The organism is Planomonospora corallina, assembly GCF_042650625.1.
Lineage (GTDB): Bacteria > Actinomycetota > Actinomycetes > Streptosporangiales > Streptosporangiaceae > Planomonospora_B > Planomonospora_B corallina.
This window is the reverse complement of the sequence record NZ_JBHSBM010000017.1, coordinates 634,960-646,251: the sequence shown is the minus strand read 5'-3', so window position 1 is coordinate 646,251 and position 11,292 is coordinate 634,960. Positions and strand designations below refer to the sequence as shown.

Annotated in this window: 10 protein-coding genes and 1 pseudogene; 7 read left to right on the top strand and 4 right to left on the bottom strand. The window is 71.6% G+C overall.

What is annotated here, in order from left to right; translation table 11 throughout:
- Nucleotides 1-246 precede the first annotated feature (246 nt).
- The 7 genes and pseudogenes from ACFOWE_RS16115 to ACFOWE_RS16085 all read left to right on the top strand — a co-directional run bounded on the left by ACFOWE_RS16115 (nt 247) and on the right by ACFOWE_RS16085 (nt 7,495).
- A complete protein-coding gene (locus ACFOWE_RS16115; RefSeq protein ID WP_377288451.1) occupies nt 247-1,152 on the top strand; it encodes a F0F1 ATP synthase subunit gamma in 906 nt (301 codons plus the stop codon).
- A gap of 289 nt (nt 1,153-1,441) precedes the next feature.
- The gene (locus ACFOWE_RS16110; RefSeq protein WP_377288449.1) at nt 1,442-2,785 is read left to right on the top strand and encodes an amino acid permease; all 1,344 of its coding nucleotides are present in this window, start codon (nt 1,442-1,444) and stop codon (nt 2,783-2,785) included.
- Nucleotides 2,786-2,816: 31 nt separating this feature from the next.
- Nucleotides 2,817-4,064: an arginine deiminase gene (locus ACFOWE_RS16105; protein ID WP_377288448.1), complete on the top strand. Its 1,248-nt coding sequence runs from the start codon at nt 2,817-2,819 to the stop codon at nt 4,062-4,064.
- Between the two features lie 77 nt (nt 4,065-4,141).
- Nucleotides 4,142-5,053: pseudogene (gene argF / locus ACFOWE_RS16100) on the top strand (ornithine carbamoyltransferase); the annotation flags it as partial.
- Nucleotides 5,054-5,212: 159 nt separating this feature from the next.
- Nucleotides 5,213-5,368 carry a hypothetical protein gene (locus ACFOWE_RS16095; RefSeq protein WP_377288446.1) on the top strand — a complete coding sequence of 52 codons (156 nt, stop codon included), beginning with the start codon at nt 5,213-5,215 and terminating at the stop codon, nt 5,366-5,368.
- A 303-nt stretch (nt 5,369-5,671) separates the two neighbouring features.
- Entirely contained in the window at nt 5,672-6,166 is a 495-nt protein-coding gene (bldD, locus tag ACFOWE_RS16090; protein WP_068894204.1) for a transcriptional regulator BldD, read from the top strand.
- A 267-nt stretch (nt 6,167-6,433) separates the two neighbouring features.
- The gene (locus ACFOWE_RS16085; protein WP_377288444.1) at nt 6,434-7,495 is read left to right on the top strand and encodes a PP2C family protein-serine/threonine phosphatase; all 1,062 of its coding nucleotides are present in this window, start codon (nt 6,434-6,436) and stop codon (nt 7,493-7,495) included.
- Nucleotides 7,496-7,782: 287 nt separating this feature from the next.
- Here ACFOWE_RS16085 and ACFOWE_RS16080 read toward each other — a convergent pair whose 3' ends face one another.
- The 4 genes from ACFOWE_RS16080 to ACFOWE_RS16065 form a co-directional block, all read right to left on the bottom strand.
- On the bottom strand, nt 7,783-8,466 hold the full coding sequence (locus tag ACFOWE_RS16080; protein WP_377288442.1) for a pentapeptide repeat-containing protein: 684 nt from the start codon (nt 8,464-8,466) through the stop codon (nt 7,783-7,785).
- A gap of 257 nt (nt 8,467-8,723) precedes the next feature.
- Nucleotides 8,724-9,695, bottom strand: coding sequence for a MerR family transcriptional regulator (locus ACFOWE_RS16075; protein ID WP_377288440.1), 972 nt, complete (start codon nt 9,693-9,695; stop codon nt 8,724-8,726).
- Between the two features lie 466 nt (nt 9,696-10,161).
- Nucleotides 10,162-10,515, bottom strand: a complete 354-nt coding sequence (locus tag ACFOWE_RS16070) for an arsenate reductase family protein (protein WP_377288438.1) — start codon at nt 10,513-10,515, stop codon at nt 10,162-10,164.
- A gap of 76 nt (nt 10,516-10,591) precedes the next feature.
- Complete coding sequence (locus tag ACFOWE_RS16065; protein ID WP_377288436.1) at nt 10,592-11,068, bottom strand: YbaK/EbsC family protein; 477 nt, start codon at nt 11,066-11,068, stop codon at nt 10,592-10,594.
- Nucleotides 11,069-11,292: the final 224 nt, after the last annotated feature.

The window sequence follows — 11,292 nt, the reverse complement described above, 5'->3', positions numbered from 1 at the left end:
CCTTTCCCGCCTCACGGGACGGGTCTTAAAGGAAGTCGACGCCCTCACGGTATCAGCCGCGGGACGCCCGCCCAGAACCGGGCGGTTATCGCACCAATCACGACAAAACCCGACTAAAACGACGATACTCGCGCCATCCGGATGCCGTAGCCCGGTAAAACCTTCCCCGGACCACCGCGTGCCCCAGGGCCGCTCCGGGGCCGCCGTGGCACGATCACGGGCCGGGACAGGCCGGAGGAGGTCACCATGGGCGCACAGCTCCGCGCCATCCGCGCGCGCATCCGCTCCGTCAGGTCGACAGCCAAGATCACTCGGGCCCAGGAGCTCATCGCCTCCTCCCGGGTCCCCAGGGCACGCCAGCGCATGGAGGCCGCCCGGCCGTACGCCCGGGAGATCACCCGGGCCGCCTCCACCGTGATCGAGCACCGCACCCACCTGGACCACGCCCTGCTCAACCGCAGGCCCGACACCTCCCGCGTGGCCGTCCTGCTGATGACCAGCGACCGCGGCTTCTGCGGCGCCTTCAACCACAACGTGCTGCGCCAGGGCGACGCGCTGGCCGCGCTCCTGCGCGAGCAGGGCAAGGAGCCGGTCTTCTACCTGGCGGGGCGCAAGGCCGTGGACTTCTACCGCTTCCGGCACCGGCCGGTGGAGCGGGCGTGGACGGGCATGTCCGGCCATCCGGTCTACGACACGGCCGCGGAGATCGGCCAGACGCTGGTGGAGGCCTTCGACCGGCCCACCCGCGCCGGCGGCGTGGGCGAGGTGCACGTCGTCTACACCGAGTTCGTCTCCATGCTCACCCAGCGCACCGCCGTCCACCGGATCCTCCCCCTCGCGGTGGAGGAGTCCGCGGACGGCGGCCCGGCGGCCGCCCCGGCGCCGTACGAGTTCGAACCGTCGGCGGAGGCCGTGCTCGACCGCCTGCTCCGGCAGTACGTGCGGGCCGTGGTCTGGCGGATGCTGCTGGAGTCGAGCGCCTCCGAGCACGCCTCCCGCCGCCAGGCGATGATGTCGGCCACCGAGAACGCCCAGGCCCTCGTGGCCGCGCTCACCCGCCAGGCCAACTCCGCCCGGCAGGCGGAGATCACCACGGAGCTGACCGAGATCGTCGGCGGCGCCGCCGCCCTCGCCCGGTCGCGCGAGGACTGAGGCGACCCTCGCCCGCCGCCCGCCGACGGGTGACGGGCGACGGGCCAGGGGCGAGGGGGACGGGCGACGCCGGTCCCGCCTTTCGCCGGGAACCGGGCGTTTCACCCCGCACCCCCCGGGAATGCCAGCGGGCATTGCCCGCGAAGGCGGGCGGCAGAGGGACTATGCGTCGGGGGGCGCGATGGAGGAAGCGTCTGGTTCGCACCGGCGAGAACCGGTCACCTCCGGCCAGGCCCCGGCCGGCCAAGGCCCCGGCGGCCCCGGCGGCCCCGGCGGCCCGGGAGGCGCCGTGGTGGCCGGGCCCGGCAAACTGGGACTGCCTGCGGCCGTCGCCCTCGTCGTGGGCAACATCGTCGGCACCGGGGTCTTCCTGCTCCCCGCCTCGCTGGCGGCCTACGGCACGGTCAGCATCCTGGCGATGGGCGTCGTCACGGTCGGCGCCATCGCGCTGGCCATGGTCTTCGGCAGGCTGGGCGCCCGCATCCCGGCCGGCGGCGGTCCCTACGCCTACGCCAAGGACGCCTTCGGCGAGTTCCCGGGCTTCTGGAACGCCTGGTCGTTCTGGCTGACCGCCTGGATCGGCAACGCCGCCATGGCGGTGGTCTGGGTCAACTACGTCAACTACTTCCTCGGCTGGACGTCCCTGGGCGGCCAGCTCGCGCTCGCGCTGGCCGCCCTCTGGATCCCGGCGCTGATCAACCTCGGCGGCGTCAGGAACATCGGCTGGTTCGCGCTGGTCACCGCGGTGCTGAAGTTCATCCCGCTGGTCTTCGTCGCCGTGGTCGGCCTGTTCTTCGTCGACGGCGCCGACTTCGGCGCCTTCAACGTCACCGGGGGCGACTGGCCGGCCGCCCTGTCCACCGCGGGCGCGCTGACGCTGTTCATCTACTCCGGCGTGGAGAGCGCGACCGTCGTGGCCGGGAAGGTCGCCGACCCCGCCCGCAACGTCGGCCGGGCCAGTGTGTACGGCGTGCTGATCTGCGCCGCGATGTACATGCTCAGCACGTTCGCCGTCTTCGGCACCGTCCCGCACGAGCGGCTGGTGAACTCCACCGCCCCGTTCGCCGACGCCATCAACGGCATGTTCGGCGGCACGGTCGGCGGCGGCGTCATGGCGGCCTGCGCGATCGTCTCCGGTCTCGGCGCCATCAACGGCTGGACCATGCTGGTCGCGGAGATGCCGCTGGCCGCAGCCCGGGACGGCATGTTCCCGAAGGCCTTCGCCGGCGAGAACCGCCGCGGCGCGCCCGCCTTCGGCATCCTCCTCGGCGCCGCGCTGACCTCGCTGGTGGCCGTCTACAACTACTTCGGCACCGAGGGCGGCTTCAACCAGATCCTGCTCGTCGCCACCTTCACCACCGTCATCCCGTACTTCTTCTCCGCCTGCGCCCAGCTGTTCTGGCTCGTCACCGGGGCCCGCGGGGTCAGCGGCGCCCGGCTGGGCCGCGACCTCGTCATCACCGTCCTCGCCATCCTGTTCGCCTTCTGGATGACGTACGGCGCCGGCATGGAGGCGGTCTTCGCCGGCTTCCTGATGATGCTCGCCGGCATCCCGGTCTACATCTGGGTCAAGGCCAGGCGCGGGGAGTACGGCCCGCGGGGCGGCCCCCCGGCCCCGCCGTCGCCCGCCTGAACCCGCCCCCATCGACCCAGGGAGACCTGACATGGCGTTTCACGTCGACTCCGAGGTGGGCAAGCTCCGCCAGGTGCTGCTGCACCGTCCCGCGCTGGCGCTGAAGCGGCTCACCCCGACCAACAAGGACGACCTGCTCTTCGACGACGTGCTGTGGGTCCAGCGCGCCATGGAGGAGCACGAGGAGTTCCAGCGGGTGCTGCGAGAGCGCGGCATCACGGTCCACCTGCTCTCCGACATCATGCGCACGATCACCGAGATGCCCGAGGCCCGCAAGCACATCCTCGACGGCAGCGTCGACTCGCGCCGGCTCGGGCCGCTGGCCACCGACGCCGTCCGCAACACGCTCGACGCGATGGACGCGACGACGCTCCAGCCCTTCCTCACCGGCGGCCTGACCAAGCGCGAGTTCCTGGAGTTCTCGCCCGAGCCCAAGAGCCTGACCTTCCACACGATGGCCATGGACGACTTCATCCTGCCGCCGCTGCCCAACCACCTGTTCACCCGCGACACCTCGTGCTGGATCTACGACGGCGTCTCCATCAACGCCATGCGCAAGAAGGCCCGCCAGCGCGAGACCGTCAACTACGAGGCCGTCTACCGCTACCACCCGATGTTCGCCGGCGGCTACGACCGGCCCGGCGCCGGGAACGGCTACCACGTCTGGATGCACGGCACCGCGGCGGCCCCGGCCACCATCGAGGGCGGTGACGTCCTAGTCATCGGCCGCGGCGCCGTACTGGTCGGGATGAGCGAGCGCACCCAGCCGCAGGCCGTGGAGATGCTCGCCTGCAGCCTGTTCGGCAGGGGCGGGGCGAAGAAGATCGTCGCACTGGACATGCCGAAGGCGCGCGCGTTCATGCACCTGGACACCGTCATGACCCAGGTGGACGCCGACACCTTCACCAAGTACGCCGGGCTGGGCATGCTGCCGGCCCACACGATCGAGCCGGGCGACAACCCCAAGGAACTGAAGATCACCGACCACGCGCCGGAGGACATGCACCGGGCCATCGCGGACGCGCTGGACCTGGACGACATCAGGGTGCTGACCGCCGTCCAGGACGTGCACGCCGCCGAGCGCGAGCAGTGGGACGACGGCTGCAACGTGCTGGCCGTCGAACCGGGCGTGGTCGTCGCCTACGAGCGCAACACCACCACCAACAACCACCTGCGCGCGAACGGCGTCGAGGTCATCACCATCCGCGGCAGCGAGCTGGGCCGCGGCCGCGGCGGACCGCGCTGCATGAGCTGCCCGATCGAACGCGACGGCGTCTGACCGCCGCGGCGGACCGCCCTCTCCTCCCCCACCACGGCCCGTCGCGGCGGACCGCTCTCCTCTTCCCACCGCCACGTAAGGCCGCCAAGTACGCCGGCGTCGAGCAGCAGCGGCTCAAGGGCAGGAACATCGCGCTGATCTTCGAGAAGACCTCCACCCGGACCCGGTGCGCCTTCGAGGTCGGCGCCCACGACCAGGGGGCGAACGTCACCTGCCTCGGCCCGGGCGGCTCGCAGATGGGCCACAAGGAGTCGGTCAAGGACACCGCGCGGGTGCTCGGGCGGATGTACGACGGCATCGAGTTCCGCGGCCGCAGGCAGGCCCACGCCGAGGAGCTGGCGGCCTACTCCGGGGTGCCCGTCTGGAACGGCCTCACCGACGAGTGGCACCCCACCCAGATGCTCGCCGACATGCTGACCATGGCCGAGCACGGCGGCAAGCCGCTGCACGGCATCTCCTACGCCTACCTCGGCGACGCCCGCAACAACGTGGGCAACTCGCTGCTCGTCACCGGGGCGCTGCTCGGCATGGACGTGCGGATCGCCGCGCCCAGGGCGCTCTGGCCGGAGGAGGGCATGGTCGTCGGCCCCGCCGAGGCACTCGCCGCCGAGACGGGCGCCTCGATCACCCTCACCGACGATCCGGCCGAGGGCGTGAAGGGGGTCGACTTCCTCTACACCGACGTGTGGGTCTCCATGGGGGAGCCCGCGGAGGTCTGGGACGAGCGCATCGGGCTGCTCATGCCGTACCAGGTCAACGCCGAGCTGGTGGAGGCCACCGGGAACCCCGGGGTGAAGTTCCTGCACTGCCTGCCGGCCTTCCACAACCGGGAGACCTCGGTCGGCGAGGACCTGTTCCAGAAGACCGGCCACGCGTCGCTGGAGGTGACCGAGGAGGTCTTCGAGTCGCCCCGGTCCATCGTGTTCGACCAGGCCGAGAACCGCCTGCACACCGTCAAGGCCGTCATGGTCGCCACCCTGGGGGGCTGACATGCGCGTCCTGGTCGCACTCGGGGGCAACGCGCCGCTGCGGCGGGGCCAGAGGCCCGACGCCGGGACCCAGCAGGACAACGTCCGCACCGCGGTGGCCTCCCTGGCCGGCCGGCCACCGGGCACGAGCTGCGCGCGGAGGACTTCCCCGCCGGCTCGATGGGGCCGAAGGCCGAGGCCGCCCGCTCCGTCGTGGAGAAGACCGGCGACATGGCCGCCATCGGCAGGCCGGACGGGGCCGGGCGGATCATGGACGGCCACGCGGGCACCATCATCACGCCCGACGCCACCCGGCCCCTGGCCAGCACTCTGTGATCCCTGCCCGGCCGTACCGGCGCGCGGGAGGGGAGGCGGCTCCCGGAAGGGACAAGCGCGACGTTCACGGAGGACCACACCGGACCGGATTCGACCTCTTTTTTCCAATCAGCTTGACCTTCTGCGCCCACCCCTTTACCGTCACTGTCCGTAACCACACGCCGTGACGTTAGCGGGTGAACCCTCACTCTCCGGTCACCACGGGCACCTACCCTGGGTGCCCACCCGGTGACCGGAGCATACGGCGCGAGGTAGCACAATCAAGTGAAAGCACTACATTGGAGAAGACCGGGGGGCCACACCATGCCGTCTGAATACGCCAAGTCGCTGGGTGCACGACTCCGCGCCATCCGCACCCAGCAGGGCCTGTCCCTGCACGGAGTCGAAGAGAAGTCCCGTGGACGGTGGAAGGCGGTTGTCGTCGGCTCCTACGAGCGTGGCGACCGTGCTGTCACGGTGCAGAAGCTTGCCGAGCTCGCGGATTTCTACGGGGTCCCGGTCTCGGAGTTGCTGCCCGGCGGTGCGGCCCCGAGCCCGCTCGGCCCCACGCCGAAGCTTGTGATCGACCTTGAGCGCCTCTCCCAGCTCCCCAAGGAGAAGGCCGGCGCGCTCGCCCGCTACGCGGCCACGATCCAGAGCCAGCGCGGCGACTACAACGGCAAGGTGCTGTCCATCCGCCAGGAGGACCTGCGCTCCCTGGCCGTGATCTACGACAAGTCGCCGAGCGAGCTCACCGAGGAGCTCATCAACTGGGGGGTCCTGGACCCGGAGGCCCGCCGGGCCGTCGACTCCTTCTGACGTCCCCACCCGGTCACGGGCGCGCCGGGCCCCGGCGCGCCCGCCCATGTCGTGTGCCGTCTCTGTTAAACATCACGTGTAGCGCGACGCCGATGCCTATCACTGTGGTAGGAAAAAACAAACGGCTGTTCAACGAGACGTGGTGAGATGCTCAGGAGAGAGGATCGTCGGACTCTCTCCTCGCCGCGCCCGCAGAAGCGGTTCTCCGCCCTCCTGACGTCGCTGGCCTCGTTGCGGGGCCGCGCCTTCACGCGGCTTCTCACCTCGGTGGAGACCGGGAAGACCCAGGCCGTCCTGAAGCTCCTGCCGTTCGCCGTGATGGCCGTGGTGGCCCTCATCGACTTCGGCACCGGCCCGACCGCCGGCCTCCTCCCCCTGCTCGCCCTCGGCCCCGCCTTCGCCAGCGTGGCGTGCGGCCTGGCCCGCACCACCGTCGTCGGCGTCATCGCCCTCCTGCTCGGCGTCGCCCTCGGCCTCTACAACGAGCTCGGGGCCTCCCGTACCACCACCACCGTCGCCGCCATCCTCGGAGTGACCGTGGCCAGCGTCCTGGCCAGCGCCGGCCGGCTCCGCCACGAGCGGCAGCTCGCCGACGTCCGCTCGGTGGCCGAGGCCGCCCAGCGGGTGCTGCTCCGGCCGGTGCCGCGCCGGGCCGGACCGGGGATCGGCGTCGCCGTCTCCTACACCTCCGCCACGGCCGAGGCCCGGATCGGCGGCGACCTGTACGAGGTCGCCACCACCCCGCACGGGGTCAGGATCATCGTGGGCGATGTCCAGGGCAAGGGGCTGGAGGCCGTGGAGACCGCCGCGGTGGTGCTCGGCGCCTTCCGGGAGGCCGCCTACGACGAGGCCAAGCTGCAGGGCGTGGTCTCCCGCCTGGAGAACGCGCTCACCCGGGAGCTCTCCGGTGAGCAGTTCGTCACCGCCGTGCTCGCGGAGATCACCGGCGGCGACTCCGTCACGGTCCTCAACTGCGGCCACCCGCCGCCCATGGTGCTCACCGCCGACGGCGAGCCGTGGTTCGCCGAGCCTCCCGAGGAGGCCCTCCCGCTGGGCATGACCACGCTCAAGGCCGTCGAGCCCGTGCCGTACCAGCTCCCGTTCGAGCCGGGCCACCAGATCCTGTTCTACACCGACGGGGTCGTCGAGGCCCGGGACGGCAAGGGGGAGTTCTACCCGCTGGCCTCCCACGCCGGACTGCTGGCCGACCCCGACCCCCAGCTCGCCCTCGACGCGCTCCGTGCCGACCTGCTCCGCCACGTGGGACGGCCGCTGGCCGACGACGCGGCCATGCTCCTCCTCCGCCGCCGCGCCGCCCACCCCTCCTGACTCTCGTACGGTCCCCTGCCGGGTCTTTTTCCGCCGTTCTTGGGACGGCTCCCGCGTTCCCGCGCCGGGCTGGTCGCCGTGGGCGCGGGGGCGGGCCTCGTGCGCACCGTACCCATGCGGACCGTAGCGTCTCGCTCTCCGTCCGCCCAGTGCGCTCGCCGACGCTGAAGCAATCCGTACGGGTCCGGCTGACGGCTGCTCGCCGTCGCCTTGCGGCCACACTGGCGGGAAGGAGCTCATGGCCGCTCGCCGCAGGGAGCCCCTGCCGGGGGCTCGGAGTGTGCCGCTCAGTCCTCGATGGTGATGCCCATCGCGCCCGCCAGGCTATAGACCAGCCCCTGGGCGTCCCTGCTCGTGATGGTCGCTCCTCTGAGGCCGGTGACGCCGTTGATCCTCAGCAAGGTGCAGTCGGTGAACCGCGCGCCTTCCATCCGGGCGTTGGAGAACTGCGCTCCCGTGAGTTCGCACCGTTCGAAGCGCGTCCCCCGAAGGCCCGCGTTCTGGAAGCTGGCCTCCACCATGGTGCAGTCGCGGAAGACGACGTTCTTGAAGGTGGAGAAGCGGAAACCCGCCAGGTCCACGCGGCAGGCGTCGAACACCACGTCCCGAAACACGCACTCGGACCAGGACATGCCGGTCAGTCTGCTCGCCGAGACCCGGGTCCGCTGCATCATCGAACTTCCGGCCGCCGAGTTGGACAGGTCGCACCGCTCCATCTCCACGTTGGAGAAACCGGCCTGGCGCATCTCCATGCCGGAGAGCCGCACATCGGTGAAACGGCACCCCTCGAAGTCGACCGCGTCCGCGCGGTGAGACGCCATGTCCGTGCCCGTGAACTCCAGGGACCGGTACATGCCGTCGTCCTCCAGTCCGTGATCGGGAAGTCCGGCGGGATGGAGCGGCGCGGGCAACTGGGGCGCGAGCGGTTCTTTCAGCCGGGGAGGACGGGCGGAGGAGGCTCGGGAGGACATGCGCAGAGCGTAGTCCCGGTGACGGGAACCACATGCCGCGGGACGATCCCTCATGGGGGTTCCCCTGGTCCGGATCAATCCGCGCAGGCGGACGAGCCCGGCTCCCACCGTGAGCGGCGAGCAGGTCGCGCGGACGCCGGGAACCGGGCCGGAGAACGCCGTCCGCCGTGGTACCCCTGCGATCGGAAAGCGGCTACCGGGGCATCCGCATTTCCACCTCGGGACACCAGGAGTCGAGAGCACGATGGCGGCCGGGCTCAGACGGTCATCGACGTGTCCGTTCCCGGATCCTTCGCCCGAAGCCGGATGCGCAAGGCCTGGGCGAACCAGTCGAGCACCGGCGTCAGGCTCACCGGAGCAGGCCAGCCGTTGATCACGGCGAGCAGTCGGAGGTACCGCTCCCTGCGGGGGTCACCGGCGGTCTCCAGCCGGGCCAGCAACCGGTGCCGGAAACCGGCGTCATCAGGCAGGCCGACGATGTCCGCGCATCGTGCCATGACCGCGGAGACGATCGGATCGGCCTGGGACGAGGCGGGGTCGATGTCGGCCGCCAGGGCCGGCCCCGCCTCGTCGCGGACGACCGCGACCGCGTCGCGCCGCAGGCCCGCGGCTCCGCCCAGGGCACGCTCGGCGGTGTACTGCTCGGCCGTACGCCGCATGAGAGCGCGGAAGTCCGGGTCCTGAGACAGCTCGGCCAGCTCCACCCACGCCTCGACCTGGCCGGGTTCGGGGTCATCGGGCGGTTCCGGGGTCATCGAGCGCATGACCCCCGCGATCCCCGGATCGGTGTCCAGGCCGCCGAAGACGCTGTCGAGGAAATCGTCGATCAGACGTCGGCGCTCGTTCTCGGAGAGCTTGGCCAGCTTGTGCATGAGACTCATCTCCTCAGGGGTGGAGCCGCGCTCGGCCACGGCCATGAGCACCGCACGCCGCAGGCGCAGGACTCGGATCTGCACCGACAGGGCCGCGGCGTGCGCTTCGGCGACCTCGGGGAGCGTGACCTCCCGCTCCAGAACCCTCCGGATCGTGGGAAGGTCCACCCCCAGGTCGCGGAGCGTGCGCACCAGGTCCAGGCGTGCGACGGCGTCGATGCCGTAGCGGCGGTAACCGGCCGGGCTGCGGCCGGCGGGCGGCACGATCCCGCAATCGGAGTAGAACCGGATGGCCTTGACCGTCAGTCCGGTCCGCCGGGCCAGGTCGCCGATCGAGTAGAGCGTGTCGCCGTCCATGCCCCCACCCTCTCGTCTCCCCCTGCTGGAGACTCAACCCCGCGCATCGGTTCGCCGCCGGCCGGAACAGCACCCTCACGGACGGACCTCCGCTCCCGGCAGGGGCTCCCTGCGGCGAGCGGCCATGAGCTCCTTCCCGACAGTGTGGCCGCAAGGCGACGGCGGGCGACCCTGAGCCGGTCCCGCGCGGATCGCTTCAGCGTCGGCGAGAGCACTGGGCGGCCCAGGAGCGAGACGCTACGGCCCGCATGGGCACGCACCCACGCTCACGGACACCGACCCGGCCCGGGAACGCGGGAACCACCCAGGAGAGCAACCGGCCGAAACCCGCAGCACCGGCCCGCCCCCACGCCCCGCACCGCCCGGCTCGATACGGCAACGCGGGACCCGCCCCAGGACCCGCAGGAAACCGTACGGCCGGCCCGGCCGGGCGGGACCCGGCGGGCCGCGCGCGGTGTGGCGGGCGTCAGGACTTGAGGAGGTCCTCCAGGGTCTGGTCGTCGCGGGCGACCACGGCGCGGCCGTCGTCGGTCAGGACGATCGGGCGCTGGATCAGGATCGGGTCGGCGACCAGGATCGCGATCCACTCGTCCCGGTCACGGGCCCTGTCCGCCAGCCCGAGCTCGCGGGCCCGCGCCTCCCCCATCCGGGTGATGTCCCACGGCTCCAGGCCGAGCCGGTCGAGCACCTCGGAGAGCTCGGCGGCCGTGGGCGGGTCGTCCAGGTAGCGGCGGACGACCACGTCCTGTCCGGCCCCGGTGAGCGTGTCGAGGGCGCAGCGGCTCTTGGAGCAGCGCGGGTTGTGCCAGACCGTGGTCATCGATCGCCTCCGGCGGGGAGACCCCGGCGCCCCGGCCGGGGAAGGGACGTGGAGCGGTTCGGAGCATAACCGCCGATCACTCGACCTCCGCGGGAACACCGCCGGTGATGCGGACCAGTTCCCCGAAGGAGGTGGGGAAGACGCTGTGCGGGTGGCCCGCCGCGGCCCAGACCACCTCGTGCCGTGCCAGCCAGGTGTCGACCAGCGTCCGGATCGGGGCCGGGTGACCGACCGGGGCGACACCGCCGATGGGCTGGCCGGTGGCCGCCCGGACGAATTCGGGGGCGGCACGCCGCACCCGGGCCGCGCCGATCTTCCCGGCGACCAGGCCGGTGTCGACCCGGTGGGCTCCGCTGGTGAGCACCAGGAGCGGCTCGCCGTCGGCGTCGAAGACCAGGCTGTTGGCGATGGCGCCGACCTCGCAGCCGAGCTGCGCGGCGGCGGTGGCCGCCGTGGGGGTGGCCTCGGAGAACACGACGATCTCACCGGAGACGCCGTGCTCGCTCAGGATCGCGGCGACCTTCTCGATGTTCGGATGCGTTTTTTCTGGCACCCGACCACTTTAAACAGACCGGCCGCTGGCTATGGCTTTGCAGCCCAGCGCGGAAGCATCCAGACAGCACGGTATGGCCCGTTGATCCAATAAGCAGTGCTATGAGGGGATGAGGTTCCATGAAGGCTGGGCGTCGGCTCGGGGTGGCCGTTCTCATGACGGCGGGGGTCGTCCTCCCGCACTCCTTCGGTACGGCGGCCACCGCGGCCGCCGCCCCTGGGGCG